General features: G+C 37.3%; 20 protein-coding genes and 2 tRNA genes. All 22 read left to right on the top strand.

Going from position 1 to position 20,197, the window contains the following annotated elements; translation table 11 throughout:
• Positions 1 to 16 precede the first annotated feature (16 nt).
• The 22 genes from pyrR to ACNTMY_RS05420 all read left to right on the top strand — a co-directional run bounded on the left by pyrR (position 17) and on the right by ACNTMY_RS05420 (position 20,164).
• Positions 17 to 538 carry a bifunctional pyr operon transcriptional regulator/uracil phosphoribosyltransferase PyrR gene (gene pyrR, locus ACNTMY_RS05525; RefSeq protein ID WP_021142526.1) on the top strand — a complete coding sequence of 174 codons (522 nt, stop codon included), beginning with the start codon at positions 17 to 19 and terminating at the stop codon, positions 536 to 538.
• 30 nt (positions 539 to 568) lie between these two features.
• Positions 569 to 1,831, top strand: a complete 1,263-nt coding sequence (locus ACNTMY_RS05520; protein ID WP_081341112.1) for a uracil-xanthine permease family protein — start codon at positions 569 to 571, stop codon at positions 1,829 to 1,831.
• A 3-nt stretch (positions 1,832 to 1,834) separates the two neighbouring features.
• Entirely contained in the window at positions 1,835 to 2,761 is a 927-nt protein-coding gene (locus ACNTMY_RS05515) for an aspartate carbamoyltransferase catalytic subunit (protein ID WP_423215693.1), read from the top strand.
• 72 nt (positions 2,762 to 2,833) lie between these two features.
• A complete protein-coding gene (locus tag ACNTMY_RS05510; RefSeq protein ID WP_423215692.1) occupies positions 2,834 to 3,922 on the top strand; it encodes a carbamoyl phosphate synthase small subunit in 1,089 nt (362 codons plus the stop codon).
• A gap of 233 nt (positions 3,923 to 4,155) precedes the next feature.
• A complete protein-coding gene (gene carB / locus ACNTMY_RS05505; protein ID WP_423215691.1) occupies positions 4,156 to 7,335 on the top strand; it encodes a carbamoyl-phosphate synthase large subunit in 3,180 nt (1,059 codons plus the stop codon).
• A gap of 203 nt (positions 7,336 to 7,538) precedes the next feature.
• The gene (locus ACNTMY_RS05500; protein ID WP_423215690.1) at positions 7,539 to 8,750 is read left to right on the top strand and encodes an efflux RND transporter periplasmic adaptor subunit; all 1,212 of its coding nucleotides are present in this window, start codon (positions 7,539 to 7,541) and stop codon (positions 8,748 to 8,750) included.
• Positions 8,751 to 8,762: 12 nt separating this feature from the next.
• Positions 8,763 to 9,473: an ABC transporter ATP-binding protein gene (locus ACNTMY_RS05495; RefSeq protein WP_423216865.1), complete on the top strand. Its 711-nt coding sequence runs from the start codon at positions 8,763 to 8,765 to the stop codon at positions 9,471 to 9,473.
• Positions 9,474 to 9,485: 12 nt separating this feature from the next.
• Positions 9,486 to 10,715 (top strand): ABC transporter permease, encoded by a 1,230-nt coding sequence (locus tag ACNTMY_RS05490; protein WP_423216864.1) that lies wholly within the window; start codon positions 9,486 to 9,488, stop codon positions 10,713 to 10,715.
• An 85-nt stretch (positions 10,716 to 10,800) separates the two neighbouring features.
• Positions 10,801 to 11,391 (top strand): TVP38/TMEM64 family protein, encoded by a 591-nt coding sequence (locus tag ACNTMY_RS05485; RefSeq protein WP_423215689.1) that lies wholly within the window; start codon positions 10,801 to 10,803, stop codon positions 11,389 to 11,391.
• Between the two features lie 18 nt (positions 11,392 to 11,409).
• Entirely contained in the window at positions 11,410 to 12,159 is a 750-nt protein-coding gene (locus ACNTMY_RS05480) for a class I SAM-dependent methyltransferase (protein ID WP_423215688.1), read from the top strand.
• Positions 12,160 to 12,262: 103 nt separating this feature from the next.
• Positions 12,263 to 12,424 carry a hypothetical protein gene (locus ACNTMY_RS05475; RefSeq protein ID WP_423215687.1) on the top strand — a complete coding sequence of 54 codons (162 nt, stop codon included), beginning with the start codon at positions 12,263 to 12,265 and terminating at the stop codon, positions 12,422 to 12,424.
• Positions 12,425 to 12,570: 146 nt separating this feature from the next.
• Complete coding sequence (rpsP, locus tag ACNTMY_RS05470) at positions 12,571 to 12,843, top strand: 30S ribosomal protein S16 (RefSeq protein WP_004232185.1); 273 nt, start codon at positions 12,571 to 12,573, stop codon at positions 12,841 to 12,843.
• A gap of 17 nt (positions 12,844 to 12,860) precedes the next feature.
• Positions 12,861 to 13,109 carry a KH domain-containing protein gene (locus ACNTMY_RS05465; RefSeq protein ID WP_003065320.1) on the top strand — a complete coding sequence of 83 codons (249 nt, stop codon included), beginning with the start codon at positions 12,861 to 12,863 and terminating at the stop codon, positions 13,107 to 13,109.
• Between the two features lie 231 nt (positions 13,110 to 13,340).
• Positions 13,341 to 13,412 (top strand) — tRNA-Gln (locus ACNTMY_RS05460).
• A 25-nt stretch (positions 13,413 to 13,437) separates the two neighbouring features.
• Positions 13,438 to 13,509: transfer RNA gene (locus tag ACNTMY_RS05455), tRNA-Glu, on the top strand.
• 84 nt (positions 13,510 to 13,593) lie between these two features.
• Positions 13,594 to 14,112 (top strand): ribosome maturation factor RimM, encoded by a 519-nt coding sequence (rimM, locus tag ACNTMY_RS05450; protein WP_423215686.1) that lies wholly within the window; start codon positions 13,594 to 13,596, stop codon positions 14,110 to 14,112.
• The gene (gene trmD / locus ACNTMY_RS05445) at positions 14,102 to 14,830 is read left to right on the top strand and encodes a tRNA (guanosine(37)-N1)-methyltransferase TrmD (protein ID WP_423215685.1); all 729 of its coding nucleotides are present in this window, start codon (positions 14,102 to 14,104) and stop codon (positions 14,828 to 14,830) included. The genes rimM and trmD overlap by 11 nt, the downstream gene beginning before the upstream one ends.
• Positions 14,831 to 14,889: 59 nt before the next feature.
• A complete protein-coding gene (locus ACNTMY_RS05440; RefSeq protein ID WP_423215684.1) occupies positions 14,890 to 15,402 on the top strand; it encodes a GrpB family protein in 513 nt (170 codons plus the stop codon).
• A complete protein-coding gene (locus ACNTMY_RS05435) occupies positions 15,403 to 16,404 on the top strand; it encodes an NAD(P)/FAD-dependent oxidoreductase (RefSeq protein WP_074629490.1) in 1,002 nt (333 codons plus the stop codon).
• 177 nt (positions 16,405 to 16,581) lie between these two features.
• Positions 16,582 to 17,331 (top strand): DeoR/GlpR family DNA-binding transcription regulator, encoded by a 750-nt coding sequence (locus ACNTMY_RS05430; RefSeq protein WP_423215683.1) that lies wholly within the window; start codon positions 16,582 to 16,584, stop codon positions 17,329 to 17,331.
• Complete coding sequence (pfkB, locus tag ACNTMY_RS05425; protein ID WP_423215682.1) at positions 17,328 to 18,239, top strand: 1-phosphofructokinase; 912 nt, start codon at positions 17,328 to 17,330, stop codon at positions 18,237 to 18,239. Before ACNTMY_RS05430 ends, pfkB begins: the two co-directional genes overlap by 4 nt.
• Positions 18,236 to 20,164 (top strand): PTS fructose transporter subunit IIABC, encoded by a 1,929-nt coding sequence (locus ACNTMY_RS05420; RefSeq protein ID WP_423215681.1) that lies wholly within the window; start codon positions 18,236 to 18,238, stop codon positions 20,162 to 20,164. Before pfkB ends, ACNTMY_RS05420 begins: the two co-directional genes overlap by 4 nt.
• Positions 20,165 to 20,197: the final 33 nt, after the last annotated feature.

Below are 20,197 nucleotides of genomic sequence, written 5' to 3'. Positions count from 1 at the left end.
TTAGAGAGGTTTGTTTATGAAAACAAAAGAAATTGTTGATGGCGTAACAATGAAACGTGCAATTACACGTATCACTTATGAAATTATTGAGCGTAATAAAAATCTTGATAATATCGTTCTTGCAGGTATTAAGACACGTGGTGTTTACATCGCTCGTCGTATTCAAGACCGTTTGAAACAATTGGAAGGTATTGATATTCCGATTGGTGACCTTGATACCAAACCTTTCCGAGATGATATGAAAGTTGAAGAAGATACAACTGATATGCCAGTTGATATTACTGGTAAAGACGTTATTTTGGTAGATGACGTTCTTTATACAGGTCGTACAATTCGTGCAGCAATTGATAACTTGGTAAGTCTTGGTCGTCCAGCGCGTGTCAGCCTTGCAGTATTAGTTGACCGTGGACACCGTGAACTCCCAATTCGTGCTGATTACGTTGGTAAAAACATTCCAACAAGTGCAATCGAAGAAATTATCGTTGAAGTTATCGAAGTAGACGGTAAAGATCGTGTTAGCATTGTTGATCCAAGTTAATCAGTATAAGAATTAAGGAGAGTGATAAAAGTGGAAAACGTGAGATACGATGTGCATGATATGCCAAAACCAGGAATGCTTTTTGGACTATCATTTCAACATTTGTTTGCGATGTTTGGTTCAACAGTTTTGGTTCCAATTCTAGTTGGAATTGATCCTGCGATTGCACTATTTTCAAGTGGTTTAGGTACTCTAGCGCATTTGACAGTAACCAAATACAAAATTCCAGCTTACATGGGTTCAAGTTTTGCTTATATCGCAACAATGCAAATGCTTATGAAAACAGATGGAATTGCTGCGGTAGCTCAAGGGGCAATTGCAGGTGGTTTGGTTTACTTGATTGTTGCCTTAATTGTGAAATTTGCAGGAAATGCTTGGATTGATAAAGTATTGCCACCAGTTGTAGTCGGTCCAATCATCATCGTTATCGGTCTCAGCCTTGCAACAACAGCCGTTAATGACGTAATGCTTAAAGATGGCGCTTATAATTTCACTTACCTTTTGATTGGTATGGTAACATTGCTTGCGGTTATTCTCTTTAACATGTATGGTAAAAAAATCATCGGTGTTATTCCAATTCTTCTTGGATTGATTGTTGGTTATATTTTTGCCTTGATTATTGGTGCTGTGACAGGTCAAAGTATTGTTGATTTGTCTGGCGTTGCAAAATCAGCTTGGTTCCAAGTTCCAGATTTTGACATTCTATTTGTAGATTATCACTTTAAACTTTATCCAAGTGCTATCCTGACAATGGCTCCAATCGCTTTTGTTACAATGACTGAGCACTTTGGACACGTTATGGTTCTTAATAGCTTGACAGGACGTGACTTCTTTAAAGATCCAGGTCTTGATCACACTCTTACTGGTGATGGTTTAGCACAAATCATCGCAGGGTTCTTTGGTGCTCCACCGGTAACATCATATGGTGAAAACATCGGTGTTATGGCACTTAACAAAATCTATTCAGTGTATGTTATCGCTGGAGCTGCTGTGATTGCGGTTGTGATGAGCTTTATCGGAAAAATTTCAGCTCTTCTTTCATCAATTCCGACACCAGTTATCGGTGGTATTTCAATTGCACTCTTTGGTGTTATTGCATCAAGTGGTCTTAAAATTTTAGTTGAAAATAAAATTGATTTTGATAATAAGAAAAATTTATTAATTGCAAGTGTTATCCTAGTTTCTGGTATCGGTGGTTTGACATTACAGGTCGCTGGTCTTCAAATTACAGGTGTTGCTTTCTCAACACTTTTAGGAATTATCTTGTATCAAATTCTTCCAGAAAAGGACTAAAAAATGGCAATTACAGATGGCGTTGTTTCATTAAAACATTTGGTTACAATGGAAACATTATCAAATGAAGAAGTATTGGGCTTAATTAAACGTGGGATTCAGTTTAAAAATAACGAAGTTGACTTTAGTTTAGATAGACAATATTTTGCGGCTAATCTTTTCTTTGAACCATCAACTCGTACACACAAATCTTTTGAGGTTGCTGAAAGAAAACTTGGACTTGATGTCATCGAGTTTGATGCAAAAACAAGTTCAGTTAACAAAGGTGAAACTTTGTATGATACGATTTTGACAATGAGTTCATTGGGAATTGATATCTGCGTGATTCGTCACTCAATGGAAGATTATTATAAAGAGTTGGTTGATAGCCGAACAATTCAAACAGCAATTGTTAACGGTGGTGACGGTTCAGGTCAGCACCCAAGTCAGTGTTTACTTGATTTGATGACAATTTATGAAGAGTTTGGAAGTTTTGAAAATCTTAAAGTTGCTATTGTTGGTGATATCACACATTCTCGTGTTGCAAAATCAAACATGCAAATTCTTAAACGACTTGGAGCAGAGTTATATTTTGCTGGTCCAGAACAATGGTACTCAAGTGAATTTGATGTCTATGGGAAATTTGTAACAATTGATGAGATTGTTGATAAAGTTGATGTTATGATGATGTTGCGTGTTCAGCATGAACGTCATGATAGCGAGCGTGGTTTTTCAAAAGAAACTTATCATAAAACTTATGGTCTAACTTACGAACGTTATGACAAAATGAAGCCTTCTGCCATCATTATGCACCCAGCACCAGTTAATCGTGATGTTGAGATTGCTGATAAACTGGTAGAAGCACCAAAATCAAGAATTGCTACACAAATGCAAAATGGTGTTTTTGTGAGAATGGCAATTTTAGAAGCTGTACTTAATGGTAAAGCTTAACCACTTACTTATTTGAAGTGTCTGCTAAAAAACGTTAAACTGCTCCCGTGAGAGCAAACGAGAGGAATAAAAATGGCAAAAAGACTTTTAATTTTAGAAGATGGAACAATTTTTGAAGGGAAAGCTTTTGGAGCTGACCTTGATGTAACAGGTGAGATTGTTTTTAATACTGGTATGACAGGTTACCAAGAATCAATTACTGACCAGTCTTATAACGGTCAAATCTTGACATTTACTTACCCGCTAGTGGGTAACTACGGTGTCAACCGAGATGATTACGAATCAATTAAACCAACATGTAAAGGGGTTGTCGTTTCTGAAAATACACGTCGACCTAATAATTGGCGTAATCAAATGACTTTGGATGAATTTTTGAAAGCCAAAAATATTCCTGGAATTTCTGGAATTGATACACGTGCGCTTACAAAAATCATTCGAAAACACGGTACAATGAAAGCAACTCTTGCAAATGCTGGAGATACTCTTGAACACTTGCAAGATCAGTTGCGAGCAACAGTTTTACCGACTAATAATATTGAGCAAGTATCAACAAAAACTGCTTACCCAGCACCAGGTGTTGGTAAAAATATTGTTTTGGTTGACTTTGGTCTTAAACATTCTATTTTACGAGAATTTTCAAAACGTAAATGTAATGTGACTGTTGTACCTTATAACATTACTGCTGATGAGATTCTTCAGCTCAATCCTGACGGTGTTATGTTGTCAAATGGTCCAGGTAACCCAGAAGATGTTCCAGAAGTTCTGGATATGATTCGTGGTGTTCAAGGAAAAATTCCAATCTTCGGTATTTGTATGGGTCACCAATTGTTCAGCTTGGCTAATGGTGCCAAAACATATAAAATGAAATTCGGTCACCGCGGATTTAACCACGCAGTACGAGAAATTGCTACTGGACGTATTGATTTTACAAGTCAAAATCATGGTTATGCAGTTGATCGAGACTCACTTCCTGATTGCTTGATGGTTACTCATGAAGAAATCAATGATAAATCTGTAGAAGGTGTTCGTCACCGTGATTTCCCAGCATTCTCAGTTCAATTCCACCCAGACGCTGCGCCTGGACCACACGATGCAAGTTATCTATTTGATGACTTTATCGAATTAATTGATGCTTTTCAAGCTGGAAAAACTCGTTACTAATGTTTAAAGCTAACCTGAGAGTTAGAAAATATAAGAAGTATGACTAGTCATACATGAGTTTGAAACTGATTTTGCTAATAAGTTAGTTTTAAATGTCGGAGAACTATTTAATTCTATCCCGTGAGATAGAGAATATAGAAAGGAGAAGATACAAGCTGCAAGTTAGCTGTAAGTTAACTTGAGCATTTGAGTGCTCACCAGTTGTTAGGTGAGTAGCTCTTGTATCATAGATTATGCCGAAACGTACTGATATTAAAAAAATTATGGTGATTGGTTCTGGTCCGATTATTATCGGTCAGGCTGCAGAATTTGACTATGCAGGAACACAAGCCTGTCTTGCTTTGAAAGAAGAAGGATATAGCGTTGTTCTTGTTAACTCAAACCCTGCAACTATCATGACAGATAAAGAAATTGCTGATAAAGTTTACATCGAGCCGTTGACAACAGAGTTTGTAACAAGAATTCTTCGTAAAGAACGTCCAGATGCACTTCTTCCAACATTGGGTGGACAAACTGGCCTTAACATGGCAATGGAATTGTCAAAAGCAGGAATTCTTGACGAGCTTGGAGTTGAGTTGCTAGGTACAAAATTATCAGCTATTGACCAAGCTGAAGATCGCGATCAATTCAAGCAATTGATGGAAGATTTGAATCAACCTATTCCTGAATCTGAAATTGTAAATACTGTTGATGAAGCAGTTGCTTTTGCTGACTCAATCGGTTATCCAGTTATTGTTCGTCCAGCCTTTACTCTTGGTGGTACTGGTGGTGGTATGTGTGACAATGAAGAAGAACTTCGTGAAATCGCTGAAAATGGTTTGAAATTGTCACCAGTTACACAATGTTTGATTGAACGTTCAATTGCAGGTTTTAAAGAAATTGAATACGAGGTTATGCGTGATGCTGCAGATAACGCTTTGGTTGTTTGTAACATGGAAAACTTTGACCCAGTTGGTATTCACACTGGTGACTCAATCGTTTTCGCGCCCACGCAAACTCTTTCAGATATTGAAAACCAGATGTTGCGTGATGCAAGTTTGAGTATTATCCGCGCTCTTAAAATTGAAGGTGGATGTAACGTTCAACTTGCCCTTGATCCAAATAGCTTTAAATACTATGTTATCGAAGTAAATCCACGTGTGTCACGTTCATCAGCCCTTGCTTCAAAAGCTACTGGTTACCCAATTGCAAAACTAGCTGCTAAGATTGCTGTTGGTTTAACTCTTGATGAAATGGTAAACCCAGTTACTGGTACGACATACGCAATGTTCGAACCAGCTCTTGACTATGTGGTAGCTAAAATTCCTCGCTTCCCATTTGATAAATTTGAAAATGGTGAACGTCGCCTAGGAACTCAAATGAAAGCTACTGGTGAAGTAATGGCTATCGGTCGTAACATTGAAGAGTCACTTTTGAAAGCGTGTCGCTCTCTTGAAATTGGTGTTCATCACAATGAAATGCCTGAACTAGAAAATGTTTCAGATGATGATTTGGTGAATAAGATTGTTCGAGCTCAAGACGATCGCCTTTTCTACCTATCTGAAGCCATTCGTCGTGGATATACAATTGAAGAATTATCAAAATTAACAAAAATTGATCTTTTCTTCCTTGATAAATTGCTTCACATTTTTGAAATCGAACAAGAATTAGCTACTCACGTTGGTGATGTCGAAGTTCTTAAAGAAGCAAAACGAAATGGATTCGCAGATCTTAAAATTGCAGAGCTTTGGAACATGACTGCTGAAGAAGTTCGAGCTCTTCGAATCGAAAATAAAATCGTTCCAGTCTATAAAATGGTTGATACTTGTGCAGCTGAGTTTGAATCATCAACACCATACTTCTATTCAACATACGAATGGGAAAATGAATCAATCAAATCAGACAAAGAATCAATTATCGTACTTGGTTCTGGACCAATCCGAATTGGTCAAGGTGTAGAATTTGACTATGCGACAGTCCACTCTGTTAAAGCAATTCAAGCTGCAGGATATGAAGCTATTATCATGAACTCAAATCCTGAAACAGTTTCGACTGACTTCTCAATTTCAGATAAGCTTTACTTTGAACCACTTACATTTGAAGATGTTATGAATGTGATTGAGCTTGAACAGCCAAAAGGTGTTATCGTTCAGTTTGGTGGTCAAACAGCGATTAACTTAGCAGAGCCATTGTCAAAAGCTGGTGTCAAAATTCTTGGTACACAAGTGGCTGACCTTGACCGTGCTGAAGACCGAGATCTTTTTGAACAAGCTCTAAAAGCTTTGAACATTCCACAACCACCAGGACAAACAGCAACAAATGAAGAAGAAGCGGTAGAAGCAGCTCATAAGATTGGTTTCCCAGTTCTTGTTCGCCCATCATATGTTCTTGGTGGACGTGCCATGGAAATCGTTGAAAATGAAGAAGATCTTCGCTCATACATGCGTACAGCTGTAAAAGCAAGTCCTGATCATCCCGTTCTTGTAGATTCATATATTGTTGGTCGTGAATGTGAAGTAGATGCCATTTCAGATGGTAAGGATGTTTTGATTCCAGGTATTATGGAACACATTGAACGTGCTGGTGTTCACTCAGGTGACTCAATGGCTGTTTATCCGCCACAAACACTTTCTAAGAAAGTTCAAGAAACTATCGCGGATTACACAAAACGTCTAGCAATTGGGTTGAACTGCTTTGGTATGATGAATATCCAATTTGTCATCAAAGATGAAACTGTTTATGTTATCGAAGTTAACCCACGTGCAAGTCGTACAGTTCCATTCTTATCTAAGGTAACAAACATTCCAATGGCTCAAGTAGCAACAAAATTGATTCTTGGACAAACTTTGGCAGAACTTGGTTATGAAGATGGTCTTTACCCAGAAGCTGATTATGTTCATGTCAAAGCGCCAGTCTTCTCATTTACAAAACTTGCTAAAGTTGATAGCCTTTTGGGTCCTGAAATGAAATCAACTGGTGAAGTCATGGGATCAGATCAAACACTTGAAAAAGCTCTTTACAAAGCGTTCGAAGCATCATATCTTCACTTGCCATCATTTGGTAATGTAGTCTTTACTGTATCTGATGATACTAAAGCCGAAGCACTTGGATTAGCAAAACGTTTTGCTAACATTGGATACTGTATCCTTGCAACACACGGAACAGCTAAGTTCTTTGTTGAGCATGGCCTTCATTCAACAATCATTGATAAGATTGGCCAAGATGACGATAATGACATTCCAGCACTTGTCCGTGCAGGAAAAGTTCAAGCAATCGTTAATACAGTTGGTACAAAACGTACTCTTGATGAAGATGGAGCTATCATTCGTAGCTCTGCTATCGAGCATGGTGTGCCTCTCTTTACCGCGCTTGATACAGTAGATGCTATGATTCGTGTGCTTGAAAGTCGCGGATTTACAACACAAGCCATCTAAATATAAGCTATAAACTTAAAGGCTGAGACAATTGTCTCAGCTTTTTTGTTTTCACTTACAAACTTGTAAGAATTTCTGCCTAAGAATTCAACTATAATGGTTGTAAAGATGAACTTCGGTTTATTCTTGACAGTAAAATACCAAAAATGTATAATTGTTCTATCTTAGTGATACAATTATACAAAAAGAAAACGAGGAAGAAAATGTCTAGAAGAAGCAAGTCAAGTATGTCAAAAAAGACTAAGATTACAATCGGAACTGCAGTTGCCATTTTTGTGGTCGCTGGCGGAGGGCTGATGCTGTGGCAACAGACCAAATCATCAGTAAAAAGTGAAGTATCTTATAGCACTGTAAATGTAACAGAAGGTACAATTTCATCATCAACTTTACTAACTGGGAAAGTAAAAGCTTCTCAGGAGCAATATGTCTATTTTGATAGTAGCAAAGGTACTTCAGCTAGACCAACTGTAGCTGTCGGAGACCAAATCACAACAGGTCAACAACTCGTTCAATATGATTCAACTGCAGCACAAGCAGCTTACGATACAGCTGTTCGTGGACTCAATAAAGTTGGACGTCAAATTGATTATCTTAAAAAATATGGTAACCTACCGACAACATCAACTAGCCTTGATGAAGAAACTGGTGAGGAGACTACAGTTACTACTCAACCAACAGCTCAACAAACTGCTGAATACAATCAGCGGCTACAAGATTTGAATGATTCATATGCTGATGCTCAAGCTGAGGTAAATAAAGCTCAACAGGCACTGAATGAAACAATTATTACAAGTGATGTTTCTGGTACGGTTGTTGAAGTTAATAATGATATTGATCCGTCATCTAAAAATAGTCAAACGCTTGTTCATGTGGCAACAGAAGGTCAACTTCAAGTAAAAGGAACTTTGACAGAGTATGATTTGGCAAATATTAAGACAGGTCAAAATGTTAAGATTAAGTCAAAAGTTTATCCAGACCAAGAATGGACTGGTACAATTTCATACATTTCAAATTACCCTAATCAAACTGCTGATGCAGCAGCTTCTGAATCAGGCAACGCATCAAATAGCTCAGCTTCCTATGATTACAAAATTGATTTGACTGGTGATACAACTAATCTTCAACAAGGATTTACGGTTTCTGTGGAAGTTGTTAATGAAAACAAAAATAAACTTGTCCCAGTTGATGCTGTCTCAAGCGAAGGGGATAAAAAGTTTGTCTGGATTTATGACAAAGCTTCTAAAAAAGTAAGCAAAGTAGAAGTAGCTCTTGGAAATGCTGATGCGTCTCAACAAGAAATTTTAAGTGGAGTGGAAGTTGGTCAATCTGTTATTTCAAATCCTGATAAAGCTCTAAAAAATGGTGAAAAAGTTGAACATGTAACTAAAGAAGATGCCACTGCTAAAGAAGAATAAGAGGTGACAGTAGTGACAGATGAGAAAAAACCACTAATTCAATTAAATAATATTATAAAATCTTACCAGAATGGCGATCAAGAACTCAATGTTTTAAAAGGAATTGATTTGACAGTTTATGAAGGTGAATTTCTTGCCATTATGGGACCATCTGGTTCAGGTAAATCAACCTTGATGAACATTATCGGTCTCTTGGATAGACCAACATCAGGCGATTATAGCCTGAATGGCAAACAAGTAGAAGAACTTAAGGAAAAAGAATTGGCAAGGGTTAGAAATGAAGAAATTGGATTTGTCTTCCAACAATTCTTTCTTCTTTCTAAGTTATCAGCTCTACAAAATGTTGAACTTCCACTCATTTACGCTGGTGTCGGTGCTTCCAAGCGTCGTCAATTAGCAAAACAATTTTTGGAAAAAGTCGAGTTAAGCGAACGAATGAAACACTTGCCATCTGAGTTATCTGGTGGACAAAAACAACGTGTTGCTATTGCGCGTGCTTTGGTCAATAATCCTTCGATTATCCTTGCTGATGAGCCAACAGGTGCACTTGATACTAAAACAAGTATTCAGATTATGAATTTGTTGACCGAATTAAATCGTGAAGGAAAAACGATTGTTATGGTTACTCACGAGCCTGAGGTGGCTGATTTTGCAACACGAAAAATAATTATTCGTGATGGTGAGATTTCACGAGATACCACAGAAAGTGTTCGAATTGATTAAGGGAGGATTATGATGGAAAATTGGAAATTCGCCCTAAGTTCAATTATGGGGCACAAGATGCGTTCGTTTTTAACAACTTTAGGAATCATTATCGGTGTGGCTTCAGTGGTTGTCATTATGGCATTGGGTGAAGGAATGACAAATCAAGTCACTAATATGTTTGCTTCTGACAATCAAAATATTCAAATTTATTACACAACTAAGAAGTCAGATGATATTGATATTTTTGATGATGAGGACCCTACAGCGTCTGATAAAGGACCACAAATTAAGGAAGAGTGGTTGCAAAAAATCACAAGCGAGCTTCCAGGTGTTACGAATTATTATTTAACAAATGGAACAACATCAACAGTTGAGGGAAATCAGAAAAAATCTAAAAATGTTAATATAACAGGGGTCAACAAGACTTATTTTGCGGTAAAAAAATTCAAAGTGCTAGCAGGACGAAGTTTTGAAAAGGGAGATTATGACCGTTTTTCTCGTATTGTTATGTTGGATACGAAATTAGCTGTTAAACTTTTCGGTAGTAATGATGCTGCGCTAAATCAGCAAGTTTCCATCGGTTCAAAAACTTATTTAGTTGTTGGCGTTTATAAGGATCCAGATGCTGGTTCAGCTCAGTATGGCATGCAATCGGGCGGAAATGCTGTTATGACAAATACTCAGTTAGCTGCAGAATTCAACATTGACGAGGTACAGGGAGCATTCGTTCATGTCAGCGATGTTAAAGAATCATCTAAAGTTGGAAAAGAAGCTGCTCGTTTGCTGACTCAGATTTCAGGTGTTAGAACTGGTCGATTTACGATTTATGACATGACACAAGTACTTTCTCAGGTGAAATCGGCTTATGGCATGATGACGACAGTTATTGGTGCTATTGCAGGTATTTCATTGCTTGTTGGAGGTATTGGTGTAATGAATATCATGTTAGTATCTGTAACTGAGAGAACACGTGAGATTGGTCTGCGTAAGGCTCTTGGTGCTACGCGCCAGAAAATTTTGACTCAATTTTTGATTGAATCAATGGTCTTAACCATTTTAGGTGGATTGATTGGGCTTGCTTTAGCGTCTGGATTGACAGCTTTACTTGGAAATGCTATTCCAAATATTAAACCATCGATTTCTCCAAATATTGCATTAGGAAGTCTTATTTTTTCAGCGTTTATCGGTATTATTTTCGGATTACTACCAGCTAATAAGGCAAGTAAACTCAATCCAATTGAAGCGCTTCGCTATGAATAATAAGAAGAATTATGTAATTTCTTGTTAAAAAAGAATAACCCTTGTATAATAAATTTAAGCAATAGATGTGATAAAGGGTGATAAGATGTATGATATTTTAAAGAAATTGGTTAAATTTTTAGGAATTTTTTCAATTGCTTTAACTGTTTTATTTTTAGTCTATCTATTTAAGAACATGGATATTTTAAATGATCCTGATGCTTTAACAAGAGCACTTAAAGGCCATTTGATTATAGGTAGCATTGGATTTCTACTATTACAAATTATTCAAGTTGTTATCCCGATTATTCCAGGTGGTGTGACAACGGTTGTTGGTTTTATGGCATTTGGACCAATTCTGGGATTTATTCTGAATTATGTTGGAATTGTGATTGGGAGCATCATTCTATTTTTGCTTACGAGGCGATACGGTAAACCATTTATTTTGTTATTTGTGGATGAAAAAAGCTTTAAGTACTACGAACAAAAATTAGCATCGTCAACGTATGAAAAAGTATTTGCTTTGAATATGGCATCTCCAATATCACCGGCAGATATTTTAGTTATGGTAACTGGTTTATCAAAAATGTCCTTTAAACGATTTTTGTACATTATTTTAATTTGCAAGCCAATTTCGATTATTGCTTTTAGTTATTTTTGGATTTATGGTGGACGATTTATCAAAAGTTTTTTGTGATTCTGGTATAATGTGGTTATGTCAATTGTAATTACAACTAGTTTGAGAGAAAATGCTAAATTGCTTGCTAAAGCAAAAACAATCGGTGAAAAGCTTAATCTTCCAGTGATTGAGCGAAATAAACAATCAGCAAAAAAGCTTCTGCAGAATCGTGAGGGTGTCCTTTTAGTTTATGAAAATAAGCTTCGCTTATTAAATCAAGATAGAAGTGAGCTTACTTTTCACCCAGACACAGCTATGCTACGAATAAAAAGTTCACATGATGCACTGACTGATTTGCTTGGTGCTGAACCTTTGACGATTCTTGACACGACTATGGGGTTAGCAAGTGATAGTATTGTTATGTCACATGCAGGGCATGATGTGACAGCAATTGAAAGCAACCCCTTAATCCATTTTATTGTTTCAGAAGGATTAAAAAGCTATCAAAGTGACTCTGATTCACTAGACCAAGCAATGCGCTCAATCAAGACTGTTTGTGCTGAGAATCTGGCATATTTAAAAAAGCTGCCGAATGATTCTTTTGATATTGTTTATTGTGATCCGATGTTTTCTGAGAGAATTGTGGAATCGAAGAATCTGGATGGTCTACGTCAGTATGCTAATGGCACAGCTTTTTCAGAAGAGTTTTTGCAAGAAGCTAAGCGCGTGGCTATAAAGAAGATTATCATCAAAGCTCATTTTAGAGATGATGTCTTTGAAAAATATGGCTTTGAACATCTTATAAGAAAAAATCAAAAATTCCATTATGGAGTGATTGAGATTTAAAGAACACTGTAAAGTGTTCTTTTTTCAGATATCTTTTGCAGAAGAAGTGAGTATAGAAAAGCCTTAGAAGAGTAGGGCTAGACTGCTGTTAAAGGGAGGCACTATGGATAGAATGAAAAAGTTTTTAGTCTACTTAGCAGTTTTTACACTTATTATTTTTGGATTTTTAGCAATAAAATCAAATCAAATATTTTATTTACTAATTGGTTTTGTGCTTTGTCTAGGTCTTGCTATCACATATTTATTTTGGAATAAACTTGGATAAATCCTTTGATTTATAGGCACTAAAAAAATATAAACTAGTGTCAAGTTTTTTTCTTGACACCCTCTTCTTTTATGGTATAATAAGTTAAGTGAGTTAGTAGCAGAGCTATTAACCTAAACAAAAAATAGAAAAGAGACTTTATACTAATGGCAGTAAAAATCCGTTTAACTCGTATGGGTTCTAAGAAAAAACCTTTCTACCGTATCAACGTTGCTGATTCACGTGCTCCACGTGATGGTCGTTTCATCGAAACAGTTGGTACTTACAACCCACTTGTAGCTGAAAACCAAGTAACACTTAAAGAAGAACGTGTTCTTGAATGGTTGTCTAAAGGTGCTCAACCTTCAGATACAGTTCGTAACATCCTTTCTAAACAAGGCGTTATGAAAAAATTCCACGATTCAAAATTCTCAAAATAATAGAGTAACAAAAGCCTATGGATACCATTGAAAATCTTATTATCGCTATTGTGAAACCTTTGATTTCACAACCAGATAATCTTACCATTAAAATTGAAGATACACCTGAGTTTTTAGAATATCATCTAGATTTGGATGCACAGGACATCGGTCGTGTTATCGGTAAAAAAGGTCGTACCATTACAGCGATAAGATCGATTGTCTATTCGGTACCAACTCAAGGTAAAAAAGTAAGACTCGTTATTGACGAAAAAGGAGAAGAGTAGTGTTATGCTACTCTTTTTCTTTTGCAAACTACAATTATTCTGAAAAAAATTGAAAAAAGTTTCAAAAAAGTATTGCCAAAGTACCTCAATCATGATAGAATATATCTTGTCTTGATTTGAGAGATAACTTTTAAGGGTTGTTGATTGAGTCAGGTTGTCGCAGTTCAAAAAAACTTCAAAAAAGGGGTTGACAAATAAGTTCGATTGCGATAGAATAGATTATGTTGTTTATGGGGTATAGCCAAGCGGTAAGGCAAGGGACTTTGACTCCCTCATGCGTTGGTTCGAATCCAGCTACCCCAGTAAACCGTAATGGTTTTGTTAATATGGTCCGTTGGTCAAGGGGTTAAGACACCGCCTTTTCACGGCGGTAACACGGGTTCGAATCCCGTACGGACTATCTTGACCAGTTGCAGTAGGGCAGCTGGTTTTTCTTTACTATTTTTATGGTAAAATAATAAGGACTAAGTTATGTGGAGTGAAAATGAATTACTATAATGTTGGAAGAATTGTCAATACACAAGGTCTTCAAGGTGAGATGCGTGTTTTGTCAGTTACAGATTTTGCTGAAGAACGTTTTAAAAAAGGTTCAAAATTAGCTGTTTTTGATGATAAAGATCGTTTCCTACTTGATGTAGAAATTGCAAGTCATCGCAAACAAAAGAATTTTGACATCATCAAATTCAAAGGTATGTACCATATCAATGATATTGAAAAGTATAAGGGGTGTACACTGAAAGTTGCTGAAGAAAATCTTTCAGAACTTGAAGATGGTGAATTTTACTATCACGAAATCATTGGACTTGATGTTTATGAAAATGATGTTTTGATTGGACAAATCAAAGAAATCCTTCAACCTGGTGCTAATGATGTTTGGGTTGTCAAACGTAAAGGAAAACGCGATTTGCTATTGCCATATATTCCGCCAGTTGTTTTGAATGTTGATGTTGCAGCTAATCGTGTTGATGTAGATGTATTGGAAGGACTTGACGATGAAGATTGATATCTTGACTCTCTTTCCAGAAATGTTTGCACCGCTTGAGCACTCAATTGTTGGAAAAGCGACTGAAAAAGGCTTGCTTGACATCAATTACCACAATTTCCGTGATAATGCTGAAAAGGCTCGTCACGTTGACGATGAACCTTATGGTGGCGGTCAAGGAATGTTGCTTCGCGCGCAGCCTATTTTTGATACAATTGATAAAATTAATGCTAAAAAACCTCGTGTGATTCTTTTGGATCCTGCAGGTCGTACATTTGATCAAAGCTATGCTGAGGAGCTTTCACAAGAAGATGAGCTAATCTTCATCTGTGGTCATTATGAAGGTTATGATGAGCGTATTAAGACATTAGTGACAGATGAAATTTCACTCGGAGATTTTGTTTTAACGGGTGGTGAGCTAGCAGCGATGACAATTGTTGATGCGACAGTTCGCTTGATTCCAAATGTTCTTGGGAAAGAAGCAAGTCACCAGGATGATTCGTTTTCATCTGGTTTGTTAGAGTTTCCTCAATACACTCGTCCATATGATTTCCGTGGTATGAAAGTTCCTGATGTCTTGATGAGTGGCCACCATGAGAATATTCGTAAGTGGCGAATTGAGCAAAGCCTCCGTAAAACGCTGGAACGTAGACCAGATTTGTTGGAAAATTATACCTTCACGAAGGAAGAAGAGGCTATTTTCCGTAAGATTCTAAAGGACAGAGACGCGAAAAAATAGAATATGTGATATAATAAAGGACATGCGGCTGTATGTCTTTTTATTTTTGTGGAGGTTTTATGCGAACAAAAGAAGTTGTGGTACTTTCTTACCAAGAAAGCTGGAAAGACGATTTTGAGCAAATTTCAAAAGAATTACAAGAAGCTGCAGGGAAACTAATCCTTCGTATTGAACATGTCGGTAGTACTTCAGTTCAAGGACTTTCGGCAAAGCCAATTATTGATATTGACCTTGTTATTTCAGATGATACAGATTTAACGGCAGTGATTGATAGTTTGGCAAAAATTGGTTATGTTCATGAAGGAAATTTGGGGATAGAAGGAAGAGAAGCTTTTGCTTATTCTGGCAAAGAGCACTTGCAACTTCATCACCTTTACGTCTGCCCTGAAAGTTCGTGTGAATTAAAACGTCATCTTGCTTTCCGAGATTATTTACGTTGTCACCCAGAAGCAGTTCTAGCTTATGGTAAAGTAAAAGAGGAAGCAGCGCAGCTATTTCCCAAAGATATTGATAGCTATATAGCCTATAAATCAACTATTATTGAACAAATATATAAGGAGATGGAAATTTAAATGTCAGAAAATCGTGAAATCTATGACATTACTATCATTGGTGGTGGACCTGTTGGTCTGTTTGCGGCATTTTATGCTGGTTTGCGTGGAGTTTCAGTAAAAATTATTGAAAGCTTATCTGAACTTGGTGGTCAACCTGCAGTTCTTTATCCTGAAAAAATGGTTTACGACGTTGCTGGTTTCCCAGGAATCACTGCAGCAGATTTGACTGAAAATCTTATTAAACAATTGGATCGTTTTAAAGATAACACAGCTATTTGTCTCAAAGAAGAAGTTAAAACTTTTGAAAAAGATGGTGATATTTTCACTATCGACACAAACAAAGGTCAACACTTCTCACGTGCGATTGTGATTGCTTGTGGTAATGGTGCATTTGCGCCTCGTACACTTGGTCTAGAAGGCGAAGAATTATACGCAGATAATAATCTTTTCTACAACGTTCACAAACTTGATCAATTTGCTGGTAAAGATGTTGTCATTTGTGGTGGAGGAGATTCAGCAGTAGACTGGGCAAACCACTTGGACGGTTTGGCTAAAAGTGTAACAATTGTGCACCGTCGTGACGCTTTCCGAGCTCACGAACACAGTGTTGAAGTGTTGAAAAATTCAAATGTTAATATTTTGACACCTTATGTACCATATGAACTTTCAGGTGATGGTCAATTTGCTAAGAGCTTAACAGTTCAAAAAGTGAAATCAGATGAAACAGTAGAACTACCGCTTGATGCATTGATTGTAAGTTTTGGTTTCTCAACTTCAAATAAAAATCTTAAAAACTGGAATGTTGACTACAAACGCTCAAGTATTTCAGTTTCACCATTGTTTGAAACAAGTCAACCAGGTGTCTATGCAATCGGTGATGCAGCTGATTATGAAGGAAAAGTTGATTTGATTGCAACTGGTTTTGGTGAAGCACCAACAGCCATTAACCAAGCTATTAAATACATTTTCCCAGATCGTGATAACCGAGTTGTTCACTCAACATCATTAATTAATGAATAATAAAAAAGCCTTGTAAGACAGTGAATTTCACTTGTTTTGCAAGGTTTTTTCTGAAACCTAAAATCTATTTTCTGAAATTGACGTTTTTGAAGAAAAATGATAGAATTTGAGAGAAAGTGCTTGACATTGATTGGGAATATAGTATAATTCTATCTGTAAACGATTTCAATGGAGGTGATGAGGATTCTAAAGTCTAAACGAAAACAATTGATCATGCAGAAATTGTCTCATGATAAATTTGTTCGGCTGGATGACTTAGTTAGCCTGCTAGATACCTCTGAATCCACTGTTCGCAGGGATTTAGACGAGCTTGAAAGTGAGCGAAAACTTCATCGAGTTCATGGTGGAGCTGAACTTCCTCACTCGCTCCAAGAGGAATTTACCAACCAGCAAAAATCTATCAAAAACATTCAAGAAAAAAAGCTAGTTGCTCAAAAGGCAGCAAAAATGATTTCAAATGATGAAGTTATCTTTGTGGATGCAGGAACAACCAACGAATTATTATTAGGCTATTTAAATCAGGATAATTTAACGGTTGTAACGAATTCAATTCACCATGCTGCTAAGTTAGTTGATAAAAATATCAAGACTATCATTATCGGAGGTCATGTAAAAAAATCCACTGATGCAAGTATCGGAGTAGCAGCTTACGATCAAATTCGACAGTTGAATTTTGATAAAGCTTTCTTAGGTATTAACGGAATTGATGAAAAATTCCTAACAACACCTGACGTAGAGGAAGCAGTTATTAAAAGGACGGTTATCGAAAATGCCAGAAAGACTTATGTGGTCACTGACTCATCAAAGATTGGTCGTATTTCTTTTGCAAAGGTTGAAAAGATTGAAAATGTTACGATCATTACCAATCAATCTAGCGGAGCACTGATGAAAAAAATAAAAGAAAATACGAGGGTAATTGAAGTATGATTTACACAGTAACTCTGAATCCATCAATCGACTTTATCGTTCGCTTGGATAACTTAGTACTTGACAGTGTTAACCGTATGTCTAGCGATGATAAGTTTGCTGGTGGTAAAGGAATTAACGTTAGTCGTATCTTACAACGATTGGATATCGATAATACTGCAACTGGTTTTATCGGTGGTTTCACTGGACGTTTTGTTGCTGATAGCTTAGTAGCTGAAGGTATTAAAACAGACTTTGTTGAAGTTTCTGAAGATACACGTATTAACGTTAAAATCAAAGCTGGTGAAGAAACTGAAATTAATGGTGCTGGTCCAAAAATTTCAGATGAAAAATTAGAAGAATTGAAAGCAATTCTTGCTGGCTTATCAAGCGATGATACTGTTGTTTTTGCGGGTTCAGCTCCAAGCAGCCTTGGAAACCAAGTTTACAACACTTTGATTCCAATTGCTAAAAAAGCTGGTGCTGAAGTAGTATGTGACTTTGAAGGACAAACTCTTCTTGACTCACTAAACTATCAACCGCTTCTTGTAAAACCAAATAATCACGAATTAGCTGATATCTTTGGTGTAGAATTGAACGGATTAGCTGATATTGAAAAATACGCTCGCGAAATTCTTGCTAAAGGTGCTAAAAACGTTATTATTTCAATGGCTGGAGATGGTGCATTGCTTGTAACTCCAGAAGCAGCATACTTCGCAAAACCAATTAAAGGTACAGTTAAAAACTCTGTAGGTGCTGGTGACTCAATGGTGGCCGGTTTCACTGGAGAATACGTTAAATCTGGTGACCCTGTTGAAGCTCTTAAATGGGGTGTCGCTTGTGGAACAGCAACTACATTCTCAGATGACTTAGCAACTGCTGAATTCATCAAAGAAACATATCAAAAAGTAGAGGTAGAAAAACTATGAAAATTCAAGACTTGCTTAAAAAAGAAGTCATGATTCTTGATTTGAAAGCAACTTCAAAAGAAGCTGTTATCGATGAAATGATTACAAGCCTTGTTGAAAATGGTGTTGTAACCGATTTTGATACTTTTAAACAAGGTATCATGAACCGTGAAGCTCAAACATCAACTGGTTTAGGTGATGGTATTGCTATGCCACACAGCAAAAACGCTGCTGTAAAAGAAGCAACAGTCCTTTTTGCTAAATCTACTGCTGGTGTTGACTATGAAGCCTTGGATGGACAACCAACATACCTATTCTTCATGATTGCTGCACCAGACGGGGCAAACGACACTCACTTGGCAGCCCTTGCTGAACTTTCAAAATACCTTTTGAAAGACGGTTTTGCAGATCAATTGCGTAAAGTAACTACTGCTGATGAAGTTATTGCAACATTTAACGCAGCAGAAGAAGATAACAAAGCAAAAGAAGAAGTGAAAGCAGCTCCAGTTTCAGATGACAAACCACTTATCGTTGCTGTAACAGCATGTACAACTGGTATCGCACATACTTACATGGCAGAAGAAGCCCTCATCAAACAAGGTGAAGAAATGGGTGTAACTGTTCGTGTTGAAACAAATGGTGCTTCAGGTGTTGGTAACCGTTTGACAGCAGATGAAATCGCTCGTGCTAAAGGTGTTATCGTTGCTGCTGATAAAGCTGTTGAAATGGCTCGTTTCGATGGTAAACAATTGGTATCTCGTCCAGTCGCTGACGGTATCAAGAAAACTGAAGAATTAATTAATATCATCCTTGATGGTAAAGCTGACACTTACAAAGCTGCAGCAGGTTCTTCTACTGAAGAAAAAGAATCAAGTGAAAAACTTAGCCTTGGCGCTGCATTCTACAAACACTTGATGAGCGGTGTTTCTCAAATGTTGCCATTCGTTATCGGTGGCGGTATCATGATTGCACTTGCATTCTTGATTGATAACATTTTGGGTGTGCCAAAAGATCAACTTTCTAACTTGGGTACATATCACCAAGCAGCTGCTTACTTCAAATCAATTGGTGGTGCAGCATTTAACTTCATGCTTCCAATTTTAGCTGGTTACATTGCATACTCAATCGCTGAAAAACCAGGTCTTGTAGCTGGTTTCGTAGCTGGTGCTATTGCTTCAACGGGTGCTGCATGGGGTAACCTTGAAGGAACACCTTCAGGATTCCTTGGTGCACTTGTTGGTGGTTTCCTTGCTGGTTGGCTTGTAAACCTTGTTAAGAAAGCATGTGCTGGTCTTCCACGTTCACTTGAAGGTATTAAATCTATCTTGCTTTACCCATTGCTTGGTGTATTCTTGACAGGTTTTGCTATGTTGTTTGTTAACATTCCAATGGCAGCAATCAACACAGGCTTGAACAACTTCCTTGGAAGCCTTCAAGGTGCGTCAGCTGTCCTTCTTGGAGCAATCCTTGGTGGAATGATGGCTATCGATATGGGTGGACCATTTAACAAAGCTGCTTACGTATTTGGTACAGGTACACTTGCTGCATCAGTAGCAACAGGTGGTTCAGTTGCTATGGCATCAGTTATGGCTGGTGGTATGGTTCCTCCACTTGCAGTATTTGTTGCAACTCTTCTTTTCAAAAACAAATTCACTGAAGAAGAACGTAACTCAGGTTTGACTAACATTATCATGGGTCTTTCATTCATTACTGAAGGTGCTATTCCATTTGGTGCTGCTGACCCTGCTCGTGCTATTCCAAGCTTCATGGTTGGTTCAGCTGTTGCTGGTGGTCTTGTTGGTGCATTTGGTATCAAACTTATGGCTCCACACGGTGGTATCTTCGTTATCGCATTGACAAGCGCTCCAATCCTTTACCTTGTCTTTGTTATCATCGGAGCAATTGTTGCAGGTATCCTATTTGGTGCCCTTCGCAAAGCTAAATAATCAAAAACATACAATACAAAAATTTTATTAATC

This window comes from Streptococcus equinus (assembly GCF_049393735.1).
GTDB classification, from domain to species: Bacteria; Bacillota; Bacilli; order Lactobacillales; family Streptococcaceae; genus Streptococcus; species Streptococcus equinus_G.
This window is presented reverse-complemented; position numbering and strand designations above follow the sequence as displayed.

Bases quoted from the DNA above. Each gene is read 5' to 3' on its own strand.
- pyrR (WP_021142526.1), top strand. From the start codon at position 17: ATGAAAACAAAAGAAATTGTTGATGGCGTAACAATGAAACGTGCAATT.
- ACNTMY_RS05515 (WP_423215693.1), top strand. From the start codon at position 1,835: ATGGCAATTACAGATGGCGTTGTTTCATTAAAACATTTGGTTACAATG.
- ACNTMY_RS05510 (WP_423215692.1), top strand. From the start codon at position 2,834: ATGGCAAAAAGACTTTTAATTTTAGAAGATGGAACAATTTTTGAAGGG.
- carB (WP_423215691.1), top strand. From the start codon at position 4,156: ATGCCGAAACGTACTGATATTAAAAAAATTATGGTGATTGGTTCTGGT.
- ACNTMY_RS05500 (WP_423215690.1), top strand. From the start codon at position 7,539: ATGTCTAGAAGAAGCAAGTCAAGTATGTCAAAAAAGACTAAGATTACA.
- ACNTMY_RS05490 (WP_423216864.1), top strand. From the start codon at position 9,486: ATGGAAAATTGGAAATTCGCCCTAAGTTCAATTATGGGGCACAAGATG.
- ACNTMY_RS05485 (WP_423215689.1), top strand. From the start codon at position 10,801: ATGTATGATATTTTAAAGAAATTGGTTAAATTTTTAGGAATTTTTTCA.
- ACNTMY_RS05480 (WP_423215688.1), top strand. From the start codon at position 11,410: ATGTCAATTGTAATTACAACTAGTTTGAGAGAAAATGCTAAATTGCTT.
- ACNTMY_RS05475 (WP_423215687.1), top strand. From the start codon at position 12,263: ATGGATAGAATGAAAAAGTTTTTAGTCTACTTAGCAGTTTTTACACTT.
- rpsP (WP_004232185.1), top strand. From the start codon at position 12,571: ATGGCAGTAAAAATCCGTTTAACTCGTATGGGTTCTAAGAAAAAACCT.
- ACNTMY_RS05465 (WP_003065320.1), top strand. From the start codon at position 12,861: ATGGATACCATTGAAAATCTTATTATCGCTATTGTGAAACCTTTGATT.
- rimM (WP_423215686.1), top strand. From the start codon at position 13,594: ATGAATTACTATAATGTTGGAAGAATTGTCAATACACAAGGTCTTCAA.
- trmD (WP_423215685.1), top strand. From the start codon at position 14,102: ATGAAGATTGATATCTTGACTCTCTTTCCAGAAATGTTTGCACCGCTT.
- ACNTMY_RS05440 (WP_423215684.1), top strand. From the start codon at position 14,890: ATGCGAACAAAAGAAGTTGTGGTACTTTCTTACCAAGAAAGCTGGAAA.
- ACNTMY_RS05435 (WP_074629490.1), top strand. From the start codon at position 15,403: ATGTCAGAAAATCGTGAAATCTATGACATTACTATCATTGGTGGTGGA.
- ACNTMY_RS05430 (WP_423215683.1), top strand. From the start codon at position 16,582: ATGAGGATTCTAAAGTCTAAACGAAAACAATTGATCATGCAGAAATTG.
- pfkB (WP_423215682.1), top strand. From the start codon at position 17,328: ATGATTTACACAGTAACTCTGAATCCATCAATCGACTTTATCGTTCGC.
- ACNTMY_RS05420 (WP_423215681.1), top strand. From the start codon at position 18,236: ATGAAAATTCAAGACTTGCTTAAAAAAGAAGTCATGATTCTTGATTTG.